Genomic DNA, 26,643 nt, shown 5'->3' on the forward strand with positions numbered 1-26,643 from the left:
CGGGGCACCGGGTAGCCCCTTCCTGACGATTCCACGCTGCCTTGGCGGGCAGCAGCGGTGCGCGCGTGCGCGCCGGGCATCGTGCCTTGCCGATTTCAAACCCGTGGCCCCTGGCCATTGCAGAGGAATCGGATGCAACGAACGAGAAGAACGAACCACACACCACGGCTGTCCATGGCGGCTGTGGCCCTGGGATGGGCGCTGGCCGGCAGTGCCGCGCTGGCCCAGCCGCCTGCGCCACCGCTCACGCTCAAGGCCTTGTTCGACAGGGCCTGGGAGCGCCAGCCCGAGGCACAGTCGGCCGCACTGCGGCGCGAATCGGCGCAGGCCGCGCGCAGCGGCGCATCGTCCTTTACGGCCGAGCCCGCCGCACTGGAGCTGTCCACCAAGACCGACCGCCCCGGCAGCAACCAGGGCAGCCGCGAGGTCGAGCTGGGCGTGGCCCTGCCGCTGTGGCTGCCCGGTGAGCGTGCACGCAAGGCCGCGCTGGGCGATGCCGAGATCAAGGCTGTGGAGAGCCGCCGCCTGGCCGCGCAGCTGCAATTGGCTGCCAGCGTGCGCGAGGCCTGGTGGGCCCTGCAGCGTGCACAGGCGGAAATGGGCCTGGCCCAGGACCGGCTGCAGAACGCCCAGCGCCTGTCGGCCGACGTGGCGCGCCGTTTCAAGGCCGGCGACATGTCGCGTGCCGACCAGACCCAGGCCGACGGCGCCGTGGCCCAGGCCGACGCCGCCGTGGCCGAAGCGACCGGAGCGCGCGATGTGGCGCAGGCGGCCCTGGCTGTCTGGGGTGGCGGCGTGGAGCTGGCCGACGGGGCAGAGCCCGAGGCCGTGCCCGGCGCCGGCCTGCCCGCCGACCACCCCGCCGTGGCCGACTGGCAGGACCAGGCCGAGGTGGCGCGCCGCGCCGCTGACCTGGCTGCCGTGCAGACCCGTGCCAACCCCGAACTGACCGTGGCCGCCACGCGCGGGCGTGAGCAATCGGGCGAGCGCTACCTGCAAAGCTTCACCGTCGGCCTGCGCGTTCCCCTGGGCGGTGGCGACCGGGCGCGCGCCAAGGAGGCCGCCGCACGCGCCGACGCGCTCGATGCCGAGGTGCGCGCCCGCGTGGAGCAGGACCGGCTGGCCGCCGACGTGGCCGCCGCCACGGCCCGCGTGAAGGCCACCCAGACCCAGCGCGAGGCCATGACCCGCCACGCAGCGCTGGCGCGTGACACGCGCGGCTTCATCGACAAGGCCTTCCGCCTGGGCGAGGCCGACTGGCCCACGCGCCTGCGCGTGGAGCTCGAAGCCGTGCAGGCAGAACGCCAGTTGGCGCGTGCCCGCATCGATGCAGCGGCCGCCGTTTCCACCTTGCGCCAGGCCCTCGGCCTGTTGCCGCAGTGAGCGTCACCCCATCCACCCCGACACCATTTCTTGTGATCACCATGCAACTCCGTTCTCTCTTTTTCACCCTGGCCCTGGTGCTGCTGCCGCCGGCAGTCCATGCCGATGCCGGCCATGACCATGGCGAGGCTCCCGCCGCTGCGGCCGGCCCGGGCCTGCCGCGCTTTGCCGCCACCTCCGACCTGTTCGAGCTCGTGGGCGTGCTCGATGGGAAAAAGCTGGCGCTCTACCTCGACCATGCGGGTGACAACAGCCCCGTGAAGGAGGCCCAGCTGGAGCTCGATATCGCCGGCACGCGCGTGCCCGTCACCCGCGTCGCTGAGGGCGAGTTCCAGGCTGCGCTGGCGGCACCGCTGGCCGAGGGCGTGAGCCCTGTCACCGCCACTGTGGTGGCCGGCACTGAGACCGACCTGCTGGCCGGCGAGATCGATGTGCATGCCGCTGCGCATGCCCACGCCGAGCCTGCGGGCCGGCGCAACGCGCTGGTGGCCGGTGCCGTGGGCGCCGTGCTGCTGGCCCTGGGCGCCGTGTGGGGTCTGCGGCGCAGCCGCACCGCCCGTGTGGGAGGTGCCGCATGAAGCGCTCAATTGCAACCCGTACCCTGGCCGCCTTGCTGGTGGCCGCCGGCCTGTACGCCCCTCTGGGCGCGGTGGCCGGCGAAGGCCATGACCATGGCGACGCACCTGCGGCCGCCGACGGCAATGGTCCCAAGCGCCAGCCCGATGGCAGCGTGTTTTTGCCCAAGCCCGCGCAGCGCCAGCTGGGCGTGCGCACCCTGGTGGCTGCTGAAGGGCAGCATGCCAAGGCCTTCGAGCTGGCCGGCACGGTGGTGATGGACCCCAATGCCGGTGGCAAGGTGCAGGCCGCGCTGGCCGGCCGGCTGGAGGCAGGGCCCAAGGGCCTGCCCGGCGTGGGCCAGGCAGTGCGCAAGGGCGAGGTGCTGGCCTATGTGGTGCCTACGGCGGGAGCCATCGAGCGCTCCAACCAGTTGGCCCAGCAGGCCGAGCTGCGCGCTGCGCGCGACCTGGCTGCGCGCCGAGTGGCGCGTTTGAAGGACCTGGCGGACACCGTGCCGCGCAAGGACATCGAGGCGGCCGAGAGCGAGCTGCAAAGCTTCACCCAGCGCCTGGGCGCCGTGGGGGCGGGCCTGTCCACGCGCGATGCGCTGGTGGCACCCGTGTCGGGCGTGATCGCCTCGGCCAACGCCGTGGCAGGGCAGGTGGTGGATGCGCGCGAACTGGTGTTCGAGGTGGTGGACCCTTCGCGCTTGCGCGTCGAAGCCCTGGCCTACGACACGGCGCAGGCCCACAGCGTGGCCGGTGCCGCGCTGGCCGTGGGCGGGCAGCGCGTGCCGCTGCGCTTTCTGGGCGCGGCGCGCAGCCTGCGCGACCAGGCGCTGCCGCTGCAGTTTGCGGGGGACTCGGCAGTGCTGGGCACCCTGGCCCTGGGCCAGCCCGTGCGCGTGTTCGTGCAGTCCACCGAGCAGGCCGCCGGCGTGCAGGTGCCCGTGGCCTCGCTGCTGCGCAACCCCGCGAACCAGACCATCGTCTGGGTCAAGGAGTCGCCCGAGCGCTTCGTGCCCCGCGTGGTCACCTACGTGCCGCTGGACGGCACCTCGGTGGCCGTGACCTCGGGCCTCAAGGCCGGTGACCGCGTGGCCACGCAGGGCGCCACGCTGATCAACCAGGTCCGCTAGGAGCCACCACCATGTTCAAGTGGCTACTCGAAAACAGCCTGGCCAACCGGCTGCTGGTGCTCATCGCGGCCGGCGTGCTCATGGCCTATGGCGCCTTCACGCTCTCGCGCACCCCGGTGGACGTGTTCCCCGACCTCAACAAGCCCACCGTCACGCTGATGACCGAGGCCGGCGGCATGGCCGCTGAAGAGGTGGAGCAGCTCATCACCTTCCCGCTGGAAACCACGATAAACGGGCTGCCCGGCGTGGAGAGCGTGCGCTCCACCTCCAGCGCGGGCCTGTCCTTCATCTACGTCACCTTCGACTGGAGCACGGACATCTTCCGTGCGCGCCAGATGGTGTCCGAGCGCCTGTCGTCCATGGAGGAGGGGCTGCCCGTGGGCGTGACGCCGCGCATGGGTCCCATCAGCTCCATCATGGGCGAGATCATGCAGGTGGCGATCCCCATCGACGTGCAGCGCACCACGCCCATGGCCGTGCGCGAGTACGCCGACTGGGTGCTGCGCCCGCGCCTGCTGGCGATTGCCGGCGTGGCGCAAGTGATCCCCATCGGCGGCGAGGTGCGCCAGTTCCAGGTGCAGCCGCAAACGGCGCGCATGGCCGAGCTGGGCATCACACACGACCAGCTCACGGGTGCGCTCAAGGGTTTCTCGGCCAATACCTCGGGGGGCTTTCTGGAGCTCAACGGGCGCGAGTACCTGATTCGCCACCTGGGCCGCACCTCGCGCCTGGAAGACCTGCAGAACCTGGCGCTCACCGCAAGGAACGGCCAGCCCGTGCTGCTGCGCCAGGTGGCCGAGGTGACGTTTGCCGCCGCGCTCAAGCGCGGGGACGCGGGCTTCGAAGGCAAGCCGGCCGTGATCCTGGGTATCCAGAAGCAGCCCACGGCCGACACAATTGCGCTCACGCGCAGCATCGAGGCGGCACTTGGGGACTTGAAGAAGTCGCTGCCAGCGGGCATGGAGGTGCCGCGCGTCACCTTCCGCCAGGCCAGCTTCATCGAGGCCTCGGTCACCACCTTGCAGGGCAAGCTCATGGGCGCCTCGGTGTTCGTGGCGGTGATCCTGTTCGTGTTCCTCGGCACGCTCAGGCCCACGGTGATCGCGCTCACGGCCATCCCGGTGTCGATCTTCATCACGGCGCTGGTGTTCAAGTACTTCGGCCTGTCCATCAACACCATGACGCTGGGTGGCCTGGCCATTGCCATCGGCGGCCTGGTGGACGATGCGGTGGTGGACGTGGAGAACGTGCTGCGCCGCCTGAAGATGGACCGCGCCCGGCACCCGAACCATCGGTTGCCCCCCATCGAGGTGGTCAAGCTCGCGTCGATGGAGGTGCGCTCGGGCATCCTCTACGCCACGGCCATCATCGTGCTGGTGTTTTTGCCGCTGTTCGCGCTGCCGGGCATCGAGGGGCGGCTGTTCGTGCCCCTGGGCATCGCCTTCATCGTCTCCACCGTGGCTTCGCTGCTGGTGTCGGTCACGGTCACGCCGGTGCTGGCCTTCTACCTGCTGCCGCGCATGAAGAACCTGGACCATGGCGACACGCGCGTGGTGGCCTGGCTCAAGGCGCGCTACCGCAGAGGGCTCCTGGGCGTGCTCGCGCACCCGCGCGTGGCCATGGCCGTGAGCGCAGTGGCGGTGGTGCTCTCGGTGGCGGCGGTGCCGTTCTTTCCGACCACCTTTTTGCCGCCCTTCAACGAGGGCACGCTGCTCATCGGCATGCGCCTGAACCCGGGCGTGACGCTGGCCGAGTCGGCCGCGCTGGCCAGCCAGGCCGAAGTGCTGGTGCGCCAGGTGCCCGAGGTCACGCACGTGGGCCGGCGCAGCGGCCGGGCCGAGCTGGACGAACATGCCGAGGGCGTGCACGTGAGCGAGCTCGACGTAGGCCTGCTGCCTGCGGCCGAGCTGAAACGCAGCATGGCCGAGGTGCAGGCCGACATCCGCAGCCGCCTGGCGCAGATGCCGGCGGCGATTGCCATCGGCCAGCCGATCTCGCACCGCATCGACCACATGCTCTCGGGCGTGCGCTCGCAGATCGCGATCAAGCTCTTCGGCGAAGACCTCGACACCCTGCGCGGCCAGGCCGATGCGCTGCGCGCGCGCCTGGCCAGCATCGACGGCCTGGCCGACCTGGAGGTGGAAAAGCAGGTGCTGGCACCGCAGATCACCGTGCGCGTGGACCATGCCGCAGCCGCCCAGTACGGCGTGCCCGCGGCGCAGGTGCTGGCCACGCTGCAGGGCCTGGTGGAGGGCGAGAAGGTCACGCAGATCGTGGAGGGCAGCCGCCGCTTTGCGCTGGTGGTGCGCCTGCCCGAGAGCGCGCGCTCACTCGAGGGCCTGGCGCAGATCATGATCGAGACCCCGCGCGGGCGGGTGCCGCTGTCGCGCCTGGCCAGCATCGAGGACGGCGACGGCCCCAACCAGATCAGCCGCGACGATGGCAAGCGCCGCATCGTGCTGTCTGCCAACGCGCAGGGCAGGGCGCTGTCCGATGTGGTGGCCGACATCCGCAAGGTGGTGGGCGAGGCGCGCCTGCCGGATGGCTACTTCATCACCCTGGGCGGCCAGTTCCAGGCGCAGGAGGAGGCCAGCCGCCTGGTGGGCATGCTGGCCGTGGTCTCGCTGGTGCTGATGTTCGTGGTGCTGTACACGCGCTACCGCTCGGCCACGCTGTCGGCGCTGATCATGGCGAACATCCCGCTGGCGCTGGTGGGTGCCGTGCTGGGGCTGTGGATCTCGGGCCAGCCGCTGTCGGTGGCGGCGCTGATCGGCTTCATCACGCTGGCGGGCATCTCGGTGCGCAACGGCATTTTGAAGGTGAGCCACTACCTGAACCTGATGCGCGTGGAGGGCGAGAACTTCGACCACGCCATGATCGTGCGCGGCTCGCTCGAACGCCTCTCCCCCGTGCTCATGACGGCCCTGGTCACCGCCTTCGCGCTGGCCCCGCTGCTGCTGGAGGCCGAGCGCCCCGGCACCGAGATCTTGCACCCGGTGGCGGTGGTGATCTTCTCGGGCCTGATCAGCTCGACCCTGCTCGACACCTTCCTGACCCCGGCTTTGTTCTGGCTGTTCGGCCGCCGCGATGCCGAGCGCCTGCTCGATGACAAGAACGCCGAGGCGTTCTGAGCTTTTCCCCTCTTCCCGTCAACCCTTTGAAAGGACACCCATGACAACCAAACAACTCCTGGCCGCCCTGGCACTCACTCTGGCTGGCAGCGCCTTTGCCGCCGGCGAGCACAGCCATGCCCCTAAACCCGAGCACGGCGGCGTGGTGGCCGAGGCCGGCGAGATCGGCTACGAACTCGTGGCTCGGCCCGACACCCTGACCTTGCACCTGCTTGACCACGGCAAGCCGGTGAAGACCGAAGGGGTGGGCGCCAAGCTCACCCTGCTCAACGGCACCGAAAAGTCTGAGGCCGTGCTGGCACCGGCCGGCGAGGGCAAGCTTGAAGCCAAGGGCACATTCAAGGTCGCGGCGGGCACCAAGGTGGTGGCGCTGGTGACACTGCCAGGCAAGAAGCCGGCGAATGTGCGTTTTGCGCTGAAGTAAGCAGGCACCAACGCCAGCCGGTGCGCAATGCGTCACGAAAAGGGCGCCCCGTGGCGCTGGCATGGCCTGCCTGCGACCCAGGGTGGGCCTACCATGCAAGCATGCCTGCTTCCACCGACTTCGATTTCGCCGCGCTGGCCGAGGGCATCGCCCAGGCCAGCCGCGCGGCCCTGGCCGATATCTCCGAGCGCTGCGGCCCGCACGACCCCGTGTGTGCCTTCACCCTGTACACCGACGACGGGGCCATGACCGTCTGCCCGGCCCTGTTGACCGAATCGCAGGTGCGCGAACTCACAGCGCGCCACCCGGACGAGGCCAGCTTCTACCTCTACAGCTCCTCGGAATGGCCCCTGGAGGGGGAGGGCGCCAATGGCGCCTTCAATGACCTGTGCACGCTGGTGCGTGAACATGTGCTTGCGCTGCCGGACGAGGGTGGCGATGCCGCCTTCACGGCTTTTCGTGCGCAACTGCTCGAAACCATGGTCCAGGTGCTGGAGCGCCTGCGCCGCGAAGACCCGGCCTTCGCCCGCGAGTCCCTGCTGCTGCAGGTGTCGGTCTCGGATGGCGATGAGCCGGCCGAGGTGCTGAACCAGTGGGTGGCCCGCCTGAACCCGCCTGCCGCAGCAGCCGAATTCAAGGCCTGGACCGATTCCTGGGGTTGACGGCTGGCGCGGGCATGGCCCGCCGCCGTCAATACACCAGCCGTTCGGGCCGGATCTCCTGCAGGATGGTGGTGGCGATCTCTTCGATCGACTTGGTGGTGGTGGACAGCCAGCGGATGCCGGCGCGGCGCATCATGGCCTCGGCCTCGGCCACCTCGTGGCGGCAGTTGACCAGGTCGGCATACTTGGAGTTGGGGCGGCGCTCGTTGCGGATCTCGGACAGGCGCTCGGGCTGGATGGTCAGGCCGAAGATCTTCTTGCGGTGCGGCTCCAGCGCGGGCGGCAGCTGGCGGCGGTCGAAATCCTCGGGGATCAGCGGGTAGTTGGCGGCCTTCATGCCGTACTGCATGGCCAGGTACAGGCTGGTGGGGGTCTTGCCGCTGCGGCTCACGCCCACCAGGATCACGTCGGCACCGGCCAGGTCTCGGTTGCTCTGGCCGTCATCGTGCGCCAGGCTGAAGTTGATGGCTTCGATGCGGTCGGTGTACTCCTTGCTACGGCTCACGTCCGAAAAGCGGCCCACGCGGTGGTGGGACTTGATGCCGAGCTCTTCCTCCAGCGGGTGCACGAAGGTGCCGAACATGTCGAGCAGCATGCCCTTGCAGCCTTCCTGGATGACGCGCAGCACCTCCATGTTGACCAGGGTGGTGAAGACGATGGGCTTCCTGCCCTCGATCTCGGCCGTGTGGTTGATCTGCCGCACCGTCTGGTGTGCCTTGTCCACGCTGTCGATGAAGGGCAGGCGCACATGGCGGGGCTTGAGCTCGAACTGGGCCAGGATGGCATTGCCGAAGGTCTCTGCCGTGATGCCGGTGCCGTCCGAGACGAAGAATACGGTGCGCGTGTGCATGAGGGGCAGGGCCTTTCGTCGCTTTGGCAGCGCCTTGGGTTCGGGTGGATCGTAGTGCGAGGACTACAGGCATCGTAAACAGGTTCCTGCGTGCTCCCGGCGCGGCAGGCCTACAATTGTGTCAATTATCCAAATTTCTCAACCATGCACGCCGTCGGCACACAACCACAACGACAAAGCCTGAGCCAGTGCATGGCCGCTCGCCCCACGGTGCCCCTTGGTGGGGGCGGGCGCGCAGACGACCCGGTTTCAACTTCTGGAGCTTTCCCATGTCTGCACTTTTCAGCCCGACCGCCCTGGTCGTACCGTTTGAAAACCTGAGAATGACCGATGTCGAGTCGGTGGGCGGTAAAAACGCCTCCCTCGGCGAAATGATCTCGCAGCTGCCCGAGGGCGTGCGCGTCCCTACGGGTTTTGCCACCACGGCACATGCCTTCCGCGAATTCCTGGCCCACGATGGCCTGGCCGACAAGATCAGCGCCAAGCTGGCCAGCCTCGATACCGAGGACGTGCGCGCCCTGGCCCGGGTAGGCGGCGAAATCCGCGCCATGGTCGAGGCCCAGCCCTTCCCGGCCGACCTGCAAAAAGCCATTGGCGAAGCTTTTGCCACCCTGTCCGCCGGCAACCCGCAGGCCAGCTTTGCCGTGCGCTCGTCGGCCACGGCCGAAGACCTGCCCGACGCCTCGTTCGCCGGCCAGCAGGAGACCTTCCTGAACGTGGTGGGCATCGACGACGTGCTGCACAAGATGAAGGAGGTGTTCGCCTCCCTGTACAACGACCGTGCCATCTCCTACCGCGTGCACAAAGGCTTTGCGCACGATGTGGTGGCCCTGTCGGCCGGCGTGCAGCGCATGGTGCGCTCCGATCTGGGCGCAGCGGGCGTGATGTTCACCATTGACACCGAGTCGGGCTTCGACCAGGTGGTCTTCATCACCAGCAGCTACGGCCTGGGCGAGACGGTGGTGCAGGGCGCCGTGAACCCCGACGAGTTCTACGTGCACAAGCCCACCCTGCAGACCGGCAAGAAGGCCGTGATCCGCCGCAACCTGGGCAGCAAGCTGGTGCAGATGGTGTTCTCCACGGCCGAGGAAAAGGCCGCATCGGGCAAGCTGGTGAAGACCACCGACGTGCCCACCGAGCAGCGCAACCGCTACTCGCTGACCGATGCCGACGTGCAGCAACTGGCGCACTACGCCCTGGTAATCGAGCAGCACTATGGCCGCCCGATGGACATCGAATGGGGCAAGGACGGCACCGACGGCCTGCTTTACATCCTGCAGGCGCGCCCCGAGACGGTGAAGAGCCAGTCCAAGGGCCAGGCCGAGATGCGCTACAAGCTCAAGGGCCAGGGCACCGTGCTGGCCGAGGGCCGCGCGATTGGTCAGAAGATCGGTACCGGCCCCGTGCGCCTGGTGCACAACATCTCCGAGATGGACAAGGTGCAGCCCGGCGACGTGCTGGTGACCGACATGACCGACCCCAACTGGGAGCCGGTGATGAAGCGCGCCAGCGCCATCGTCACCAACCGCGGCGGGCGCACCTGCCACGCCGCCATCATCGCGCGCGAGCTGGGCATCCCGGCCGTGGTGGGCTGCGGTGACGCGACCGAGCTGCTCAAGGACGGCACCCTGGTCACGGTGAGCTGCGCCGAAGGCGACACCGGCCACATCTACGATGGCCTGCTGGAAACCGAGGTCACCGAGGTGCAGCGCGGTGAGATGCCGGCCATCAAGACCAAGATCATGATGAACGTGGGCAATCCCCAACTGGCCTTTGACTTCTGCCAGTTGCCCAACGAAGGCGTGGGCCTGGCGCGGCTCGAGTTCATCATCAACAACAACATCGGCGTGCACCCCAAGGCGATCCTGGACTACCCGCAGATCGACGCCGACCTGAAGAAGGCCGTGGAGTCGGTGGCCCGCGGCCATGCCAGCCCCCGCGCCTTCTACGTGGACAAGGTCGCCGAAGGCGTGGCCACCATCGCTGCGGCTTTCTACCCCAAGCCGGTGATCGTGCGCCTGTCGGACTTCAAGAGCAATGAATACCGAAAGCTCATCGGCGGCAGCCGCTACGAGCCTGAGGAAGAGAACCCGATGCTGGGCTTTCGCGGTGCGGCGCGCTACCTGAGCGCCGACTTCGGCGAAGCCTTCGCCATGGAATGCGAAGCCTTGAAGCGCGTGCGCAACGAGATGGGCCTGACCAACGTGCAGGTGATGGTGCCCTTCGTGCGCACCCTGGGCCAAGCCGAGCGCGTGACGCAGCTGCTGGCCCAGCATGGCCTGCAGCGCGGCAAGGACGACCTCAAGGTCATCATGATGTGCGAGGTGCCGAGCAACGCCATCCTGGCCGAGCGCTTCCTGGAGTTCTTCGACGGCTTCTCCATCGGCTCCAACGACCTGACCCAGCTCACGCTGGGCCTGGATCGCGACTCGGGCCTGGAATTGCTGGCGCAGGACTTCGACGAGCGCGACCCCGCCGTGCTGGCGCTGATCCACCAGGCCATCAAGGCCTGCCTGGCGCAGGGCAAGTACATCGGTATCTGCGGCCAGGGCCCCAGCGACCACCCTGACTTCGCGCAGTGGCTGGCGGCCGAGGGCATCTCCTCCATCTCGCTGAACCCCGACAGCGTGATGGCCACCTGGCAGCAGCTGGCTGCGGGCTGACGCCTTGCGGGCACGGGCACGCCAATCCATGCAGCGCCCTGGCTGACCCGATGCCCGTGCTGCCCCGTTCCCCCATCAAGCCTGCCGAGCCCGAGCTCGCAGGCCCATTTCCGCCCGACCTGCACGACGTGCGCCACCTGTGGCTCAAGGCCGGGCTGCTGGTGATCTGGGTGCTGGTGTCCTTCGTGGCCACCTACTTCGCACGTGATCTGCAGTTCCTCATCCCGGGCGGCTGGCCGCTGGGCTACTGGATCGAGGCCCAGGGCGCGGTGCTGGTGTTCATTGCCATCGTGGTGGTGTATGCCTGGGCCATGAACCGCTTCGAGCGGCAGGACGAACGGCGCCGCCTGGCGCTGGAAGCCGCTTTGCCAGCGGACGGCAAGTTCCCTGCGGACGCGGCCTGACGCCATGCGCAAGCAGGGCCCTGCAGGAGCGCCTCCCGGCAATGCGTCCGGGGCCGGCCCGAGCGCGGTGGAGAAAGCCTATTCCTGGCGCCTGCACCGCATCCTGGCGCTGTACATCGCCGGGGTGCTCGGCTTCCTGACCCTCATGACCTGGGCCGAACACCAGGGGCTGTCGCGCCACTGGATCGGGCCGATCTTTTTGTTCCTCACCGTCATGGTGTACGCCGGCATCGGCGTCTATGGCCGCACCTCGGACCCCGAGGAATACTACGTGGCCGGGCGGCGCATTCCGCCCATGTACAACGGCATGGCTGCGGCCGCCGACTGGATGAGCGCGGCCTCGTTCATCAGCCTCTCGGGGGCGCTGTACCTGCAGGGCTTTGCGGGCACGCCCGGCCAGCCCGGCGGGCTGGCCTACCTGCTGGGCTGGACGGGGGGCTTTTGCCTGGTGGCCATGCTGATCGCGCCGCATCTTCGGGCCATGGGCCTGTACACCGTGCCTGATTTCTTCCACGTGCGCTTTGGCGGGCGCTGGCCACGTGTGATCGCGGCGCTGGCCGCCGTGCTGTGCTCTTTCACCTATGTGGTGGCGCAGATCTACGGCGTGGGGCTGATCGCCTCGCGCCTGACGGGCGTGCAGTTCGAGATCGGCATCATGCTCGGCCTGGGCGGGGTGCTGCTGTGCTCGTTCCTGGGCGGCATGCGCGCTATCACCTGGACGCAGGTTGCGCAGTACGTGGTGCTGCTGCTGGCCTTTCTGATCCCCGTGTCCTGGCTGGCCTACAAGCAACTGGGCAGCCCGCTGGCGCCGCTGGTGTACGGTGCACAGATCACCAAGATCGCCGACCTGGAGGCGCAACTGCTGGACTCGCCCGCCGAGCAGCAGGTGGTGCAGATCTACCGCCAGCGCGCGCAGGAATTCGAGGAGCGCCTGAAGGACGTGGAAGCGGCCCTGGAGCGCGAGCGCGAAAAGGGCCGTGAGCGCATCCGCACGCTGCGCGCGCAGAACGCCGAAGTGGGCCTGATCGTGCTGGCCAGCCGCGACCTGGCGGCGCTGCCGCGCGACCCTGCCGCCGCGCGCGAGCGCTGGACGCGCGAGATGCAGGAGAACACCGAGCGCGCCCGCCCCCTCGGGGGCCTGCCACAGCACAGCCAGGCCTTTGCGGGCGACCCCGATGGCACGCCCGAGGAGCAGCGCGAGTTCGACCTGAGCCGGCGCAACTTCATGGCACTGATGTTCTGCCTGATGGTGGGCACGGCCGGGCTGCCGCACCTGCTCACGCGCTACTACACCTCGCCCACGGTGTCGGGCGCGCGGGCCTCGGTGGGCTGGTCGCTGTTCTTCATCGCCCTGCTGTACCTGAGTGCGCCGGCGCTCGCGGTGCTGGTGAAGTTCGAGGTCATGCACAACCTGGTGGGCAGCAGCTTCGAGGCGCTGCCCAACTGGATGGCCCAGTGGGCGCGGGTGGATGGCTCGCTGCTGTCGATCGAAGACGTCAACGGCGACGGTATCGTGCAGTTCGGCGAGATCCGGCTCGGGGCCGATCTGATCATGCTTGCCACGCCTGAACTCGGCGGCCTGCCCTACGTGGTTTCGGGCCTGGTGGCGGCGGGCGGGTTGGCGGCGGCGCTGTCCACTGCCGACGGGCTGCTGCTCACCATCAGCAATGCGCTGGTGCGCGACCTGTACTTCCAGGGCTCCGACCGCGAGGCATCGCCCGAGCAGCGCGTGATCCTCACCAAGTTCGCCCTGCTGGCGGTGGCCCTGTCGGCGGCCTTCGTGGCGGCGCTCAAGCCGGCCGAGATTTTGCCCATGGTGTCGGCCTCGTTCTCGCTGGCGGCATCGGCCTTCGTGCCGGTGATGGTGCTCGGGATCTTCTGGCGCGGCACCACGCGCCAGGGGGCGGTGGCGGGCATGCTGGCGGGCCTGGGCGTGGCGGTGTACTACATGCTCTCGCATGTGGTGGCCGTGAAGGCGCTGCTGCCGGCCTGGCTGCTGGCCGATGGGCTGTGGTTGGGCATCCAGCCCATCTCGGCCGGGGTGTTCGGCGTGCCCCTGGGATTGCTGGTGGCGCTGGTGGTCAGCCGCATCACGCGGCCTGCGCCCGAGCTGCCGCGCGTTCGCATGGAGATGTAGCCACGCGCTTCGCCTGGCGGCCGTGGCCTGCGGGATGGGGCCCTGAGCCGCTCTAAATCGGTACAGGCCGAAGGGGCATGGAAAAACCCGACTTCTCAAGGCGCCGCAAACGTGACACCCTGTAAACCGGCTCCTGCGGGAGGCGGTGGATTGGGCTGTGCTCAGTCTGCGGTGGGCTATTTCAAAAGATTTCGGGGGAGAGTCATGGTTCTGGTCAAAACGCAGGCGGGGCAGGAAGCGCTCAAGGACCGCCAGGGTGGTTTGACATCGCGGCAGCGCTCCGCCTTCATTCTGTTCGATGGCAAGCGCTCCACAGGCGAGGTGCTGGCGGCCACGGCGGCCATGGGCATCACGCAGGACGACGTGCAGGCCATGATATCCCTGGGCCTGCTGGAGCCACAGTCCGGCAGCGGCGCAGGCGCTGCCGTGGCTGCGGCAGCCGCCGCCAAGGGCACGGGACAGGCGGTGGCAGCTGCCAATGCCGCGTCTTCGGCCTCGAGCACGTCGTACGAAGCCACGGTGGCCATGGAGGCCGTGAAGGGCAGCGGCCGCTCGGACCAGCAGCGCTACACGGATGCCTACCCGATTGCCACGGAACTCACGGCCGGCCTGGGGCTGCGGGGCTTTCGCCTGAACCTGGCGGTGGAGGGGGCTGGCAGCTTCTCCGACCTGGCCGCGCTGGCCCCCAAGATCCGTGAGGCGGTGGGGGATGCGAAGTTTGCGCGCTTCGACAAAGCGCTTTTTGACTGAGAGCAGTCACAACCGGCCATGAGAAAGCGGCCCGCAGGCCGCTTGGTCTTTCCGGTCGCCAGGAGGCGCTGGGCTCAGCGGCCGACCTTGAGCAGTTCCACGTCGAACTTGAGCGTGGCGTTCGGAGGGATCACGCCGCCGGCGCCGCGCGCGCCGTAGCCCAGGGCTGCGGGGATGATCAGCGTGCGCTGGCCGCCGATCTTCATGCCCTGCACGCCTTCGTCCCAGCCCTTGATGACCATGCCGGCACCCAGCGAGAACTCGAAGGGGTCGTTGCGGTCGCGGCTGGAGTCGAACTTGGCGCCCTGTTCGCCGTTGTTGTAGAGCCAGCCGGTGTAGTGCACCGATACGTTCTGGCCCTTGGTGGCTTCTGCGCCTTCACCCACGGTGGTGTCTTCGTATTGCAGGCCGGATGCGGTGGTGGTGAACGCCATGAAAATCCTCGTTTGCTATGGAGTTGGTAGCGCGATGCCGTTGTATTGCAACGGAAAAACGCCGGTTGATGGATGTTGGTGGAGGGCGCTGGCCCTGTAGAACGGCCTGATTTTACGCGGCAGGCTTCTTCACGCGGCTGGCCACCCAGCGCGTGGCAAAGGCCTGCACGTCGCTCAGGCGCTTGAGCAGGTCGGTGCCCGAGGGGGTGACGGTGTAGCCGTCGCTGCCGTGGTCGACCAGGCCGGCCTCGCGCAGTTCCTTGATGCGGGTGTTGAGCGTGTTGGGGGTGATGCCGCCCACGCTGTCCTGCAGCAGGCGGAAGGTCTGGGGGTGTCCGTCACGCAGGGCCCACAGCACACGCAGCGCATAGCGGCATTCCAGCCGCTCGAACAGCTGGTTGATGGCGAAATTTTCCTTGGAGCTCATGCAAGCTTCTCCTCGCGCGGTGTGTATGGAAAACAGTGGCGGCCCGCCGGACACTGCCCGCAAGACGCTGTCAATATAGCTTGGAAACGATCTTGCTACAAGTTTAATAGCTCTGAACGCAGCACTGATATGCGCCAGCCCCCTTAACCAGGGGTCTTTTTTGCGAAGTGTTGCGGTGCTGCCACGGCGGGGTGAAGTGGGTAGCATTCCGGTCATCGAGGCGCGCTGCCTTGCAAGGAATCCATGGAACACAAGCACCTGCACGAGGCCAACCGGCTGTCCTGGAACGCTGCCACCCGTGCCCACAACTGCCACAAGGGCGACCAGGCTGCCTTTTTCCGGACCGGGGGCTCCCCGCTGTTCCCGGAGGAAACCGCGCTGCTGGGCGACCTGCACGGCCAGGCCGTGCTGCACCTGCAGTGCAATGCCGGGCAGGACAGCCTGGGCATCGCCCAACTGGGCGCCCGGGTGACGGGGGTGGACATCTCGGACGAGGCCATTGCCTTTGCCCGGGCACTGTCCGATGCCAGCGGCATTGCAGCGGAGTTCGTGCGCTCCGATGTGTACGACTACTTCGATGGCTGGCGGCTTCGGCAGGGCAGGGTGGGCCGTTCGACACCGTTTTCAGCTCCTACGGCACCATCTGCTGGCTGTCGGACCTGGCGCGCTGGGCGCGCGGCATTGCCGGGGCGCTGCGCCCGGGTGGGCGCTTCGTCTTCGTGGAGTTCCACCCTGTCGCCCTGGTGTTCGATCCGCAGTGGCAGGCGCGCTACGACTACTTCAACGAGGCACCGGTGCACGAGGCCGGGGTGGGCGACTACGTGGGCGAGACGCAGAAGGCGCGCGAAGGGCAGGAAACCGCGGGGCCCGAGGTGTTTGCCAACCCCCACCCCAGCCACGAGTTCGCCTGGGGCCTTGGCCGCGTGGTGACGGCGCTGCTGGGCGCCGGCCTGCAGGTCGAGGCGCTGGAGGAGTACCCGTACCTGAATGGCTGGCGCGCCTTCGAGGGGATGCAGGATCTGGGCGGGCGGCGCTGGGGCATGCCGCCGGGCATTGCGCGCATGCCGCTGATGTATTCCATCGTCGCGCGCAAGGCCGTTGGCAGCGCAGTGCCGGCCTGCTGATGTCGGGATTGCCCGACTGCGGCAGTCCCTGTTCCCGACCCGGGGCCGCCGGCCCGGACTGGACCGTTTATCGTGCTGACCCATGAATGCTCTTTTGAACCCTTCTTCTGTCCCTGCCCGCGCGCTGCCCCTGGCCGGCCTGCGCGTGGTGGAATTCACCCACATGGTCATGGGCCCCACCTGCGGCATGGTGCTGGCCGACCTGGGGGCCGAGGTCATCAAGGTCGAGCCGGTGGATGGCGACCGCACGCGCCACCTGCTGGGCGCGGGGGCCGGCTTCTTCCCCATGTTCAACCGCAACAAGAAGAGCATTGCGCTGGACCTGCGCACGCCCGAAGGCCTGGAGGTGGCGATCCGCCTGGCTTCGTCGGCCGACGTGGTGGCGCAGAACTTCAAGCCCGGCGTGATGGCCAAGTACGGCCTGGACTATGCCGCGCTCTCGCGCCTGAACGAGCGCCTGGTCTACGTGAACCACGCGGGCTTCCTGCCCGGCCCCTACGAGCACCGCACCGCGCTCGACGAAGTGGTGCAGATGATGGGCGGCCTGGCCTATATGACGGGGCGCCCGGGCGACCCGCTGCGCGCGGGCAGCAGCGTGAACGACATCATGGGCGGCATGTTCGGTGCCATCGGCGCCATGGCCGCGCTGATGCAGCGCGCGGCCACCGGGCGCGGGCAGGAGGTGGACTCGGCCCTGTTCGAGAACAATGTCTTCCTGGTCGGCCAGCACATGATGCAGTACGCCGTGACGGGCCAGCCCGCGGCGCCCATGCCCGACCGCATCTCCTCCTGGGCCGTGTACGACGTGTTCAGCGTGAAGGACGGCGGGCAGATCTTCCTGGCCGCCGTGAGCGATGCGCAGTGGGTCACCTTCTGTAACGCCATGGGCTACGCCGACCTCAAGGCCGATGCGGGCCTGGCCAGCAACAACGACCGCGTGCGCGCCCGCGGCACGCTGCTGCCCGAACTGCGCCAGCGCCTGGCGCAGCACACGGCCGAGGAGCTGTCGGCCATCTTCGAGCGGCATGGCCTGCCGTTTGCACCCATCATGCGGCCCGAGCAGCTGTTCGACGACCCGCACCTGAACGCCACGGGTGGCCTGGCCGATATCACGCTGCCCGACGGCGAGCGTGCCGGCGAAACGGCGCGCGTAACGCTGATGCCCTTGCGCATGGACGGCCAGCGCATGGCCGTGCGCACGGATCCGCCGCGACTGGGTCAGCACACGGCCGAGCTGCTCGCCGGCCTGGGCTACACCCCCGCCCAGGTGCAGGCCCTGCAAGCGGCGTCCGCGGTCGCGTAAGGCACGGCCCTTCCCGGCCTGCGGTGGGGCGGCTCAGAAGCTGTGGCGCATGTTCAGGTGGAAGCTGCGCGGTGCGCCCCAGGTGTAGTGCAGGCTGCTGAAGTTGGTGACGCCCGACAGGTACTTCTTGTCGAACAGGTTGTTGATGTTGGCACCCACGCTCAGGTGGCGATTCACCTGGTAGCGGGCCATCAGGTCCACCAGCCAGTAGGACTTCTGGGCCAGCGTGGCGGCATCGTTGCGGGTGGAGGTTTCGCTCTGCCAGCGGGTGGCCGCGCCCACGGTGAGGCCCTGCAGCGTGCTGCCGCCCAGGCGGTAGGTGGTGCCCAGCTTGAACTGGTGCTTGGGGTGCTGGCTGGCGCTGGTCAGGCTGCTGCTTTGCGTGACGAAGCTGCCCTGGGCCTGCCAGCCGCTGGCGATCTCGCCCGAGAGCTCGATCTCCCACCCGCGCCGCGTGGCGCCCGTGACGGTGCGGTAGGCCATGTCCCCCGAGGGGGTGAGCTGGCCGGTCTCCTCGGCGGTGTTGTCGGTCTTCATCCAGAAGTGGCTGATGGCGGCGTTCAGGCGCTTGTCGAAGAACTCACCCTTGGCGCCGACCTCGTAGGTCACGCCTTTTTCGGGCGGCAGCGCGCGGCCCTGTTCGTCCTGGCCGCTCTGTGCCTCGAAGATGTTTGTGGTGCTGCCGTACAGCGAGACATTCGGGTGCACGTCGTAGACCAGGCCCGCATAGGGCGTGACCACGCCGTGCTCCTTGAGGTCGTAGTTCCACCAGAAGGGGGTGGTGTCCAGTTGCGCATAGTCGGTGATGCGCACACCGGTGATCAGCTTGAGCGGGGCGGCCAGGTGAAAGCGCCCTGCGGCGTAGGCATAGTGCTGCTTGCGCGAGAAGAGGTTGGCGCCATAGGTGTAGCGGCTCCAGTCGGGCGTGGGGATCTGCGCGCCACCATCGGCATAGGCCAGGCCCACGCTGGTGAGCGGCGTGCGCACGCTGTTGCTGGTCTGCATCTCGCCGCGGTAGCGGGCCGTGCCAGCGCCCATCAGCAGCTCGTGTTTACGGCCAAAGAGTTCGATGGGGCCCTTCACGTCCAGGTTCACCGTCCAGTTGCGGTTGTCGATGCCCTGGTAGGGCGCGGTGGCGACGCTGCTGCGGTCGTACAGGTAGCCGAGCAGCATGTCGTCCATCTGCACGCTCTGGTGCGAGAACTGCAGCTTGGCCGACCAGTCGCCAGCAAAGCGGTGCTCCACGCTGCCGAAGACATTGAGTGCGTCCTGCTGGTAGCCGGCCCAGGGCGCCCCGGGGTTGAAGGAGCGCGGCAGCCAGGACACCGTGTCGCCGGTGCTGGTATAGCGCTGGATGGGCTGGGTGCTGCCCATGCCGCGCAGTTCGCGCCGGCGCCAGGTGAAGCCGCCGTTGACCGTGGTCTGCGGCGCGATGTCTGCCTCCAGTGCGCCGAACAGCATCTGGCTGTTGCTCTTCTCGTGGTCGCGGAATGAATCGGCATCCGACACCGAGGCCACGATGCGCCCGCGCAGGCTGCCGCTGGCGTTGAGCGGGCCGCCCACGTCCACGTCGCTGCGCAGGGTGTTCCAGCTGCCGACGCTGGTGCCCACATGGGCCTGGAACTCGGCCGTTGGGCGCTTGCGCACCAGGTTGACGGTGGCACCTGCGCTGCCATAGCCGTTGACCAGGCCCGAGGAGCCCTTGAGCACCTCGATGCGGTCGATCTCGGCCATGTCGTCCAGCGCGTACATGGTGCTGGTGAAGTAGTACCAGCCGCTGGTGAGCTGGCGCACGCCATCGGTCTGCAGGTTGACGCTGGAGCCGCGCGCCTGGAAGTCGGTGGCGTTGCCCTGGCGGTAGGTGCTGATGCCGGGGGTCTGCTCCATCACGTCGGTCAGCGTCTCGAGCTTGAAGTCGTCCATGCGCTGGCGCGTCATCACGCTGACGGACTGTGGTGTCTCGCGCAGGGTGAGATTGAGACCCGTGGCCGTGCTGCTCGGGCCGCGTGCGGTGTAGCTGCCCGTGCCCTCGGTGGTGGCATCGTTGCGCGGTGCCTCGGCCGTCACGCGCACTTCGGACAGGGTGACGCTGCCGGCGGCTGCCGCTGCGCCGGACGCAGGGGCGGGGGTTGGAGCGCGGCGCAAGGTGTAGGTGCCGTTGTCGGCCACCACGGCAGACAGGCCTGTGCCCACCAGCAGCGCGGCCAGCGCCTGGGGCGCGGTGTGGTTGCCCTGCAGGCCCCGGCTGCTGCGGCCCCGGACCAGGTCTGGCGTGTACGCCAGCAGCACGCCCGATGCCTTGGCGAAGGAGGTCAACGCGGGCTCCAGCGGGCCGGCGGGGATGCTGTAGCTGGCGCTGCGGCTGGCCTGCGCCGTCTGCTGCGCCTGTGCGTGGACGGGCAGGGCTGCGGCGGCGAGCCATGCGCCGGCCAGCGCGGCCGCCAGCACGGCGGTGGGGCGCAGGGTGAAGAGGGGCTGGGAACAAGGCGTGCGGGCAGCGGCGTGCCGGGGTGCGGTGGGCATGGTGGTCGGATGGAAGGTGAAAGGAGTGGAATGCGCTATTCCCTTCCTTGTCACGCGAATGCGCAAAAGGTACAGACCGGGCGCGAAATAGTTCTCAAAGGCCGGCACGCCGGCTGCTGCACACCGGCGCTCAGGCCGCAGGGCCTATGCGCACCCAGTAGCGCACCGGCACCCGCACCTCCACCGGCAGCACCTGGGCCAGCGATTGCAGGATGCGGTCCGTGTCCGCCAGCGGAAACACGCCCGACAGGCGCAGGTGCGCCACCTCGGGTGCCAGGCTGATCACGCCGCTGCGGTAGCGCCGCAGCTCGTCCACGAAGTCCGAGAGGCGCATGTCGGATGCCACCAGCACGCCTTCGGCCCAGGCCGGGTCCGCTGCGCCGGCACTGAGGGCGGTGGCGGCACCGGATGCGAGCCGGGCCGATTGGCCTGCGTCGACACGCACGGTGGCGTCCGGCCTGTCCAGGGGGCTCAGCTCCACCGCGCCGTCGTACACGGCGACCTCGCTGGCGCTGCCATCGTGCCGCACCGTGAAGCGCGTGCCCAGGGCGCGGACGCGGCCAGCCGGCGTGTCCACCACGAAGGGGCGCGGCGGCGTGGCGGCACTGTCGTGTGCGGTGGTGATGAGCACCTCGCCCGCGCGCAGGTGCAGGCGGCGCAGGCCTGCGGTGTAGCGCACGTCCAGCGCGCTGTCGGTGTTGAGCACGATGCGCGTGCCGTCCGGCAGGGTGGTGCTGCGCTGCTCGCCCCGGGCGGTGCGCAGGTCGGCGCCCCAGCCACGCCAGGGCAGTTGCTCGTAGCCCAGCCACGCAGCCACGCCCCCAGCGGCCAGGCCGCCGATGCCACGCAGCGCATGGCGCCGGCGGGGTGATGGCGGGCCGGCCAGCGTGGCCACGGCGGTGGCGGCCGTCACCATGGCGGTCGTGCGCCCGCGCAGGCGCGTGTCGGTGGCCTCGATCTGTTGCCAGGCCTGCTCGTGCTGCGGGTGGGCGGCGCGCCAGCGCTGCCATTCAACGCGGCTCTCGGCGGTGGCCGTACCGGACCACAGGTGCACCAGCCATTGCACCGCGGCATCCACGACAGGCGCGGGCAGGGCTGTGCCGGTGTGCGGCGGCGGGTGGGCGCTCATGCGCCAGCCCCCGGAAAGTAGCAGTGCCGTATCGCGCGCGCCATGTACTGCTTGACCGAACTGAGCGAGACGCCCATGCGCTCGGCGATCTCGGCATAGGGCATGCCGTCGAGCTGTGCCCAGAGGAAGGCGGTGCGCACCTTGGGCGGCAGGCCGTCCAGGATGGCATCGATCTCCAGCAGTGCCTCCAGCACGATGGCGCGCTCCTCGGGCGAGGGCGCCAGGGGCTGGGGCATGTGGGCCAGCGTCTCGAGGTAGGCGCGCTCGATCTCGCGGTGGCGCAGGTGGTTGGCCACCACGCGCTTGGCCACGGTGGTCAGGAAGGCACGCGGCTCGCGGATGTCGGCCAGCACGGTTCGCGATTCGATCACGCGCAGGTAGGTGTCCTGCGCAAAATCGGCCGCGTCGCCCGCATGGCCCAGGCGCCGCTGCAGCCATTTGCGCAGCCAGCCATGGTGCTGTACGTAGAGATCGGTCAGCGCGTGCGGGAAGGACATGGAGTGGTGGAAGGCACGCGGTGCGGTGCTGCTAAAAACATGGTAATGATAACCATTCTTGTTGATTGGGTGCCTGCAAGCCTTGGGTGCGATGCTGCAGGCCATCTCCTTGCACCAGGCAAGGTAAAGATTTTGCAAATGCAAATGGTTGTCATTCTCTGAAACTAGAATACGGGCTTCGCATTCGGCGCACCGCCTGACAAGGCTCTATCGCGCGCACCCCCTCCAGGAATGAACAAACCACAGGACAACCGGCGCCGGTCTTATTGGCTCAAGACGCTGCACGAATGGCATTGGGTCAGCTCGGCCATGTGCCTGATCGGCATGCTGCTGTTTGCCGTCACGGGCTTCACGCTCAACCATGCCGGGCAGATCGAGTCCAAGCCCAAGGTCGTGAGCCAGCAGGCCACCGTGCCCGATGCGCTGCTGAACACGCTCAAGGCCTTGCCGCCGCCGCCGAAAGACCGTGCCCCGCTGCCCGAGGCCTTGCAGGACTGGGCGCGCACGCAGTGGTCGCTGGAGACGGCGGGCCGCGAGGCCGAGTGGTCGGCCGATGAAATCTATGTCTCGCTGCCGCGCCCCGGCGGCGATGCCTGGCTGCGCGTGAGCCTGGCCGATGGCGAGGCCGAGTACGAGCGCACCGACCGCGGCTGGATCTCTTACCTCAACGACCTGCACAAGGGGCGCAACACAGGGACCGCCTGGAGCTGGTTCATCGACATCTTTGCTGCCGCCTGCCTGGTGTTCACCGTCACTGGCCTGTTCATCCTCAAGATGCACGCGGGCAACCGCCCCTTCACCTGGCCCCCCGGTGGTGTTGGCGCTCCTGTTTATCCACTGAACCGAAAGAAGAAAAGAATGCCTGTGACAAAGCATTTGCACCTGCGCTACAGCATTGCGCTGAGTGCATGCCTGGGTGCCCCGGCGTTTGCCGCTGGCCTGGGCGTGGGCGTGGAGATCCCGCGCCTGGACGTGGCCGAGTACCACCGCCCTTATGTGGCGATGTGGGTCGAGCGGGCCGACAACTCGGTGGCATCGACCCTGGCCGTCTGGTACGACGTGAAGATGAAGAACGAAGAGGGCGCCAAGTGGCTCAAGGACCTGCGCCAGTGGTGGCGCCGCACGGGCCGTGAACTCACCGTGCCCATCGACGGCGTGACCAGCCCCACGCGCCCTGTGGGCAAGCACCAGGTCGCTTTCAACGAAGGCACCAAGCAACTGGCCACGCTGCCCGCCGGCAGCTACAAGCTGGTGGTCGAGGCCTCGCGCGAGGTCGGTGGCCGCGAGCTGGTGACGATTCCCTTCACCTGGCCTGCCGCCAAGGCCCAGCAGCTGAGTGCCAAGGGCAGCAGCGAGCTCGGTGAGGTCACCCTCGACCTCAAGCCCTGAACCCTTTGACGAATACCCGGAGTACCTTCATGCAATTCAAGACCCGTATCGCCACCTGCATCGCCCTGCTGTGCGGTGCCTTCTCGGCCCAGGCCCACAACGTGTGGCTGCTGCCATCGACCACCGTGCTCTCCAAGGCCGAGTGGATCACGGTGGATGCCGCCGTCTCCAACGACCTGTTCTTCTTCAACCATTTTCCGCTGGGCCTGGACAACCTCGTGGTGGTGGCCCCCGATGGCTCCGCCGTCAAGCCCGAAAACTCGCACCGCGGCAAGCTGCGCAGCGTGTTCGACCTGAACCTTACCCAGACCGGCACCTACCACCTGGCCGTGGTGAGCAGCGGCCTGAACGCCAGCTACAAGGACAAGGCCGGCCAGCCCAAGCGCTGGCGCGGCACGGCCGAGAAGTTCGCGGCCGAAGTGCCTGCCGACGCGCAGGAGCTGAAGGTGACGCAGTCGGCCGGCCGCATCGAGACCTTCGTGACGGTGGGCAAGCCCAGCGCCATCAAGCCCACGGGCCAGGGCCTGGAACTGGTGCCCGTGACGCACCCCAACGACCTCGTGAAGGGTGAGAAGGCCACGTTTGCCTTCCACGTGGACGGCAAGCCCGCCGCCAACCTCGAAGTGGTGCTGATCGCCGGTTCCACCCGCTACCGCGACAAGGTCGGCGAGATCAAGGCCACCACCGATGCCAAGGGCGAGTTCAGTGTGACCTGGCCTGCCGCCGGCATGTACTGGGTGGATGCCGATGCCAAGGACGAGAAGACCTCGCTGCCCCAGGCCAAGGAGCGTCGTCTCTCGTACGTGGGCACGCTCGAAGTTTTGCCTTGATCTGTTGCAGGTAAGGTTTCGGCGCGCATGAGCATCCAGGTGCAGTACGGGCAGGGGTTCGGGCACGCAGCCGTTGCTGCGGCGCCTCTTCCTGCCTTGGCATCGTTCGGCGGGGCTGGCCATGCCGCCCCGCATGTGCCTGTGCGCGCTGCCGATCCCGCTGTCTTGCAGACCCTGGTCGGCGAGGCCATGGGCACCACCTGGTCGGTGCGGCTGTGCAATCCGCAGTTCGTGCCGCTGGCACCCGTGCGCGCCGCCATAGAAGAAGCGCTGGCCCTGGTCGTGCGCCAGATGAGCAATTGGGAATCCGAATCGGAGGTCTCCCGCTTCAACCGCGCGCCCGCGGGCAGCTGGCATGCGCTGTCGCCCGAGTTCTTCACCGTGCTGCAGGCTGCGCAGCATTGGGCGGTGGCCAGTGGCGGTGCGTTCGATGTGGGCGTGGGGCAACTGGTGGGCCGCTGGGGTTTCGGCCCCCGGCACGACCCGCAGGCCGACCACATGGCTCCCGCCACGATGCCTTCGGCGCAGGAGCTGCAGGCCCTGCGTCCGCACAGCGTGGGCGCAGGCCTGGTGCTGCGCGACGAGGGGCAGCAGGCGCTGCAGCCCGGGGGCCTGCAGCTGGATCTGTCGGGCATTGCCAAGGGCTACTCGGTGGACCTGGTGGTGCAGGCCCTGCAGGCGCAGGGCTGGGTGGATTTTCTGGCCGAGGTCGGTGGCGAGCTGCGCGCCAGCGGCACACGCCCCGGCGGCCAGCCCTGGCGCGTGGCCGTGGCAGGCGAGGCTGGCTCGGCCCGGGCGCTGCCTCTCCAGGGCATGGCCATCGCTACATCGGGCGACCATTGGCATGCCTTTGACCACGGAGGCCGGCGCTACTCGCACACCATCGACCCGCGCACTGGCGAGCCCGTGGTGCATGCGCTGGCCAGTGTGACGGTGCTGCACCAGGAATGCATGCATGCCGATGCCCTGGCCACGGTGCTCACCGTGCTGGGGCCGGTGGAGGGTCTGGCCTTTGCTGCGGGGCAAGGGGTGGCTGCGTTGCTGTGTGAGCGCACTGCGCAAGGTCCGGTATGGACTGCGAGCCCGGCGTTTGCGGCGCTGTTTCCCGAATTTTCATGAACGTTTCCGACCCCGCTGTGCGGCTGGCCGCTGCCGTCGCTTTGGTGCTGCTGTACGCCGCCCTGTGCGCCGCCATCTGGCTGCGCGAGCGGCGCAGGCACCAGGCGCAGGCCGCACAGGCCCTGGCCTTGGCATCGGCGCGCGAGGGCGTGCAATCCCTTCTGGTGGTCTACGCCAGCCAGACCGGCCAGGCCGAGGAACTGGCGCGCGAGACGGCACGCCTGCTGCACACGGCGGGCGAGCCCGTGCACCTGTGCGCGCTCGACAAGCTCGATGCGGCCATGCTCGCACGCAGCCGGCGTGCGCTGTTCCTGGCCAGCACCTACGGCGAGGGCGATGCGCCCGACAATGCTGCGGCCTTCCAGGAGGCGTGCATGGGCGCAGTCGATGAAGCCATGCCGGACCTGTCGCAATTGCAGTACGGCCTGCTGGCGCTGGGCGACCGCCAGTACGCCCACTTCTGCGGCTTTGGCCGCCTGCTCGACGCATGGCTGCGCGCGCGCGGCGCCACACCGTTGTTCGAGCGCGTGGAGATGGACAACGGCGCGCCTGCCGCGCTCACGGCCTGGCAGCACCAACTGGCGCAGGTATCGAGCCTGAGCGAGTTGCCCGCGTGGGAAGCACCCGCTTTTGGCCCATGGACCCTGGCAGCGCGCAGCCACCTGAACCCCGGCAGCGAGGGGGCGCCCGTGCACCTGGTGGAGCTGGCACCGCCCGCTGGCGCGGCGGCTGCATGGGAGTCGGGCGACCTGGTGCAGGTGTGCGTGCCCGGCGACATGGAGCACCCGCGCGAGTATTCGATCGCCTCGCTCGCCAGCGATGGCCGTGTGCACCTGGTGGTGCGCCAGGCCATGCGCGAGGATGGCACGCCAGGCCTTGCATCGCATTGGCTCACCACGGGCGCTCAGGTGGGCGCAGCGGTGCCAATGCGCCTGCGCGCGCACCGCAATTTCCGGCTTGAAGACAATGCTGCGCGCCCGCTGATCCTGGTGGGCAATGGCACGGGCATCGCCGGCCTGCGCAGCCACCTGCGCGCGCGCGCGTTGGAGGGGGCAGGGCCCAACTGGCTGCTGTTCGGCGAGCGCCATGCGGCGCACGATTTCCTCTTTCGCGACGAGCTCACCGCCTGGCAGGCGGCTGGCGTGCTCACGCGGCTTGACCTGGCTTTCTCGCGCGACGACCCGGCCCACAAGGTCTATGTGCAGGACCTGCTGCAGGCGCAGGCCGCCAGCGTGCGTGCCTGGGTCGAGGAGCAGGGCGCGGCCGTCTACGTGTGCGGCAGCCTGCAGGGCATGGCGCAGGGGGTGGACATGGCCCTCACGGGTTTGTTGGGCCCTGCACCCATGGCCGAGCTGGTGCGCAGCGGGCGCTACCGGCGTGATGTCTATTGAGGGCGGCGCATGCGCGCGTTTATGCGCGTTGCAACCGTGCGTGGATGCGTTTGGCCAGTCCATCAATATGGACGAGGCCGGTCAACGCGGCGTTGTACAACCTGTTCAACAAGGATTTTGTGGAGTACACGGCATATACGGTGCCGGGGGCGCCCGCGGTGACGAACTATAGGAACCTTTATACGAACAGCCAGGATGGGCGGCGGCTGTGGCTTTCGGCTACTTACCAGTTCTGATTGCGTGATTGGGGTTGTCGCTTCGCTCTGATGGGGCGGGCTTGGGTTGAAGGCGGAGGCCGGGATGTGCGCCCGGCAGCGCACCCACCTTCTTTTGCGTCGCCAAAAGAAGGTGGGCCAAGAAAAGGCGACCCCCAGTCT

At 68.5% G+C, this 26,643-nt stretch carries 21 protein-coding genes and 2 pseudogenes; 17 read left to right on the forward strand and 6 right to left on the reverse strand.

What is annotated here, in order from left to right:
• The first annotated feature begins 174 nt into the window (after positions 1-174).
• The 6 genes from ASE31_RS14475 to ASE31_RS14500 all read left to right on the forward strand — a co-directional run bounded on the left by ASE31_RS14475 (position 175) and on the right by ASE31_RS14500 (position 7,296).
• Positions 175-1,383 carry a TolC family protein gene (locus tag ASE31_RS14475; RefSeq protein ID WP_157412475.1) on the forward strand — a complete coding sequence of 403 codons (1,209 nt, stop codon included), beginning with the start codon at positions 175-177 and terminating at the stop codon, positions 1,381-1,383.
• Positions 1,384-1,424: 41 nt separating this feature from the next.
• Entirely contained in the window at positions 1,425-1,961 is a 537-nt protein-coding gene (locus tag ASE31_RS14480) for a hypothetical protein (protein ID WP_057202580.1), read from the forward strand.
• Positions 1,958-3,079 carry an efflux RND transporter periplasmic adaptor subunit gene (locus ASE31_RS14485; protein WP_057202355.1) on the forward strand — a complete coding sequence of 374 codons (1,122 nt, stop codon included), beginning with the start codon at positions 1,958-1,960 and terminating at the stop codon, positions 3,077-3,079. Before ASE31_RS14480 ends, ASE31_RS14485 begins: the two co-directional genes overlap by 4 nt.
• Positions 3,080-3,090: 11 nt before the next feature.
• On the forward strand, positions 3,091-6,210 hold the full coding sequence (locus tag ASE31_RS14490) for an efflux RND transporter permease subunit (RefSeq protein WP_057202357.1): 3,120 nt from the start codon (positions 3,091-3,093) through the stop codon (positions 6,208-6,210).
• A gap of 40 nt (positions 6,211-6,250) precedes the next feature.
• Positions 6,251-6,634: a hypothetical protein gene (locus tag ASE31_RS14495; RefSeq protein ID WP_057202359.1), complete on the forward strand. Its 384-nt coding sequence runs from the start codon at positions 6,251-6,253 to the stop codon at positions 6,632-6,634.
• 101 nt (positions 6,635-6,735) lie between these two features.
• Positions 6,736-7,296, forward strand: a complete 561-nt coding sequence (locus tag ASE31_RS14500) for a DUF4303 domain-containing protein (protein ID WP_057202361.1) — start codon at positions 6,736-6,738, stop codon at positions 7,294-7,296.
• A 28-nt stretch (positions 7,297-7,324) separates the two neighbouring features.
• On the opposite strand, the gene ASE31_RS14505 is transcribed toward ASE31_RS14500, so the two are convergent.
• The gene (locus ASE31_RS14505; RefSeq protein WP_057202363.1) at positions 7,325-8,146 is read right to left on the reverse strand and encodes a pyruvate, water dikinase regulatory protein; all 822 of its coding nucleotides are present in this window, start codon (positions 8,144-8,146) and stop codon (positions 7,325-7,327) included.
• A 269-nt stretch (positions 8,147-8,415) separates the two neighbouring features.
• Here ASE31_RS14505 and ppsA point away from each other — a divergent pair, with 269 nt between their 5' ends.
• From ppsA to ASE31_RS14525, 4 genes are all read left to right on the forward strand, one after another.
• Positions 8,416-10,809, forward strand: a complete 2,394-nt coding sequence (ppsA, locus tag ASE31_RS14510; protein WP_057202365.1) for a phosphoenolpyruvate synthase — start codon at positions 8,416-8,418, stop codon at positions 10,807-10,809.
• Positions 10,810-10,859: 50 nt separating this feature from the next.
• A complete protein-coding gene (locus ASE31_RS14515) occupies positions 10,860-11,213 on the forward strand; it encodes a DUF4212 domain-containing protein (RefSeq protein ID WP_057202367.1) in 354 nt (117 codons plus the stop codon).
• Between the two features lie 4 nt (positions 11,214-11,217).
• Positions 11,218-13,350 carry a VC_2705 family sodium/solute symporter gene (locus ASE31_RS14520; protein ID WP_235514452.1) on the forward strand — a complete coding sequence of 711 codons (2,133 nt, stop codon included), beginning with the start codon at positions 11,218-11,220 and terminating at the stop codon, positions 13,348-13,350.
• Between the two features lie 204 nt (positions 13,351-13,554).
• The gene (locus ASE31_RS14525; protein ID WP_057202371.1) at positions 13,555-14,100 is read left to right on the forward strand and encodes a hypothetical protein; all 546 of its coding nucleotides are present in this window, start codon (positions 13,555-13,557) and stop codon (positions 14,098-14,100) included.
• Between the two features lie 74 nt (positions 14,101-14,174).
• Here ASE31_RS14525 and ASE31_RS14530 read toward each other — a convergent pair whose 3' ends face one another.
• A complete protein-coding gene (locus tag ASE31_RS14530) occupies positions 14,175-14,534 on the reverse strand; it encodes an FKBP-type peptidyl-prolyl cis-trans isomerase (RefSeq protein ID WP_057202373.1) in 360 nt (119 codons plus the stop codon).
• Between the two features lie 112 nt (positions 14,535-14,646).
• On the reverse strand, positions 14,647-14,961 hold the full coding sequence (locus ASE31_RS14535; protein ID WP_007857697.1) for a helix-turn-helix domain-containing protein: 315 nt from the start codon (positions 14,959-14,961) through the stop codon (positions 14,647-14,649).
• A gap of 243 nt (positions 14,962-15,204) precedes the next feature.
• Between ASE31_RS14535 and ASE31_RS33115 the strand changes: the two are divergent.
• Positions 15,205-16,085, forward strand: a pseudogene (locus ASE31_RS33115) (class I SAM-dependent methyltransferase).
• A gap of 82 nt (positions 16,086-16,167) precedes the next feature.
• A complete protein-coding gene (locus ASE31_RS14545) occupies positions 16,168-17,388 on the forward strand; it encodes a CaiB/BaiF CoA-transferase family protein (protein ID WP_157412476.1) in 1,221 nt (406 codons plus the stop codon).
• 33 nt (positions 17,389-17,421) lie between these two features.
• Here ASE31_RS14545 and ASE31_RS14550 read toward each other — a convergent pair whose 3' ends face one another.
• The 3 genes from ASE31_RS14550 to ASE31_RS14560 form a co-directional block, all read right to left on the reverse strand.
• Entirely contained in the window at positions 17,422-19,911 is a 2,490-nt protein-coding gene (locus ASE31_RS14550) for a TonB-dependent siderophore receptor (RefSeq protein WP_057202377.1), read from the reverse strand.
• 130 nt (positions 19,912-20,041) lie between these two features.
• The gene (locus ASE31_RS14555) at positions 20,042-21,040 is read right to left on the reverse strand and encodes a FecR domain-containing protein (protein ID WP_057202380.1); all 999 of its coding nucleotides are present in this window, start codon (positions 21,038-21,040) and stop codon (positions 20,042-20,044) included.
• Entirely contained in the window at positions 21,037-21,537 is a 501-nt protein-coding gene (locus ASE31_RS14560; RefSeq protein ID WP_057202381.1) for a sigma-70 family RNA polymerase sigma factor, read from the reverse strand. Before ASE31_RS14560 ends, ASE31_RS14555 begins: the two co-directional genes overlap by 4 nt.
• 231 nt (positions 21,538-21,768) lie before the next feature.
• Here ASE31_RS14560 and ASE31_RS32230 point away from each other — a divergent pair.
• The 5 genes and pseudogenes from ASE31_RS32230 to ASE31_RS14585 form a co-directional block, all read left to right on the forward strand.
• Positions 21,769-22,359 (forward strand): annotated as a pseudogene (locus ASE31_RS32230) (PepSY-associated TM helix domain-containing protein); the annotation flags it as partial.
• A 36-nt stretch (positions 22,360-22,395) separates the two neighbouring features.
• On the forward strand, positions 22,396-22,926 hold the full coding sequence (locus tag ASE31_RS32235) for a DUF2271 domain-containing protein (RefSeq protein WP_057202383.1): 531 nt from the start codon (positions 22,396-22,398) through the stop codon (positions 22,924-22,926).
• 29 nt (positions 22,927-22,955) lie between these two features.
• Entirely contained in the window at positions 22,956-23,756 is an 801-nt protein-coding gene (locus tag ASE31_RS14575) for a DUF4198 domain-containing protein (RefSeq protein ID WP_057202385.1), read from the forward strand.
• A 27-nt stretch (positions 23,757-23,783) separates the two neighbouring features.
• Positions 23,784-24,875, forward strand: coding sequence for an FAD:protein FMN transferase (locus tag ASE31_RS14580; protein WP_057202387.1), 1,092 nt, complete (start codon positions 23,784-23,786; stop codon positions 24,873-24,875).
• Positions 24,872-26,266, forward strand: coding sequence for a sulfite reductase subunit alpha (locus tag ASE31_RS14585; protein ID WP_057202389.1), 1,395 nt, complete (start codon positions 24,872-24,874; stop codon positions 26,264-26,266). The genes ASE31_RS14580 and ASE31_RS14585 overlap by 4 nt, the downstream gene beginning before the upstream one ends.
• Positions 26,267-26,643: the final 377 nt, after the last annotated feature.

Source organism: Acidovorax sp. Root217 (assembly GCF_001428645.1).
Lineage (GTDB): Bacteria > Pseudomonadota > Gammaproteobacteria > Burkholderiales > Burkholderiaceae_C > Acidovorax.

Bases quoted from the DNA above. Each gene is read 5' to 3' on its own strand.
- ASE31_RS14475 (WP_157412475.1), top strand. From the start codon at position 175: ATGGCGGCTGTGGCCCTGGGATGGGCGCTGGCCGGCAGTGCCGCGCTG.
- ASE31_RS14480 (WP_057202580.1), top strand. From the start codon at position 1,425: ATGCAACTCCGTTCTCTCTTTTTCACCCTGGCCCTGGTGCTGCTGCCG.
- ASE31_RS14485 (WP_057202355.1), top strand. From the start codon at position 1,958: ATGAAGCGCTCAATTGCAACCCGTACCCTGGCCGCCTTGCTGGTGGCC.
- ASE31_RS14490 (WP_057202357.1), top strand. From the start codon at position 3,091: ATGTTCAAGTGGCTACTCGAAAACAGCCTGGCCAACCGGCTGCTGGTG.
- ASE31_RS14495 (WP_057202359.1), top strand. From the start codon at position 6,251: ATGACAACCAAACAACTCCTGGCCGCCCTGGCACTCACTCTGGCTGGC.
- ASE31_RS14500 (WP_057202361.1), top strand. From the start codon at position 6,736: ATGCCTGCTTCCACCGACTTCGATTTCGCCGCGCTGGCCGAGGGCATC.
- ASE31_RS14505 (WP_057202363.1), bottom strand. From the start codon at position 8,146: ATGCACACGCGCACCGTATTCTTCGTCTCGGACGGCACCGGCATCACG.
- ppsA (WP_057202365.1), top strand. From the start codon at position 8,416: ATGTCTGCACTTTTCAGCCCGACCGCCCTGGTCGTACCGTTTGAAAAC.
- ASE31_RS14515 (WP_057202367.1), top strand. From the start codon at position 10,860: ATGCCCGTGCTGCCCCGTTCCCCCATCAAGCCTGCCGAGCCCGAGCTC.
- ASE31_RS14520 (WP_235514452.1), top strand. From the start codon at position 11,218: ATGCGCAAGCAGGGCCCTGCAGGAGCGCCTCCCGGCAATGCGTCCGGG.
- ASE31_RS14525 (WP_057202371.1), top strand. From the start codon at position 13,555: ATGGTTCTGGTCAAAACGCAGGCGGGGCAGGAAGCGCTCAAGGACCGC.
- ASE31_RS14530 (WP_057202373.1), bottom strand. From the start codon at position 14,534: ATGGCGTTCACCACCACCGCATCCGGCCTGCAATACGAAGACACCACC.
- ASE31_RS14535 (WP_007857697.1), bottom strand. From the start codon at position 14,961: ATGAGCTCCAAGGAAAATTTCGCCATCAACCAGCTGTTCGAGCGGCTG.
- ASE31_RS14545 (WP_157412476.1), top strand. From the start codon at position 16,168: ATGAATGCTCTTTTGAACCCTTCTTCTGTCCCTGCCCGCGCGCTGCCC.
- ASE31_RS14550 (WP_057202377.1), bottom strand. From the start codon at position 19,911: ATGCCCACCGCACCCCGGCACGCCGCTGCCCGCACGCCTTGTTCCCAG.
- ASE31_RS14555 (WP_057202380.1), bottom strand. From the start codon at position 21,040: ATGAGCGCCCACCCGCCGCCGCACACCGGCACAGCCCTGCCCGCGCCT.
- ASE31_RS14560 (WP_057202381.1), bottom strand. From the start codon at position 21,537: ATGTCCTTCCCGCACGCGCTGACCGATCTCTACGTACAGCACCATGGC.
- ASE31_RS32235 (WP_057202383.1), top strand. From the start codon at position 22,396: ATGCCTGTGACAAAGCATTTGCACCTGCGCTACAGCATTGCGCTGAGT.
- ASE31_RS14575 (WP_057202385.1), top strand. From the start codon at position 22,956: ATGCAATTCAAGACCCGTATCGCCACCTGCATCGCCCTGCTGTGCGGT.
- ASE31_RS14580 (WP_057202387.1), top strand. From the start codon at position 23,784: ATGAGCATCCAGGTGCAGTACGGGCAGGGGTTCGGGCACGCAGCCGTT.
- ASE31_RS14585 (WP_057202389.1), top strand. From the start codon at position 24,872: ATGAACGTTTCCGACCCCGCTGTGCGGCTGGCCGCTGCCGTCGCTTTG.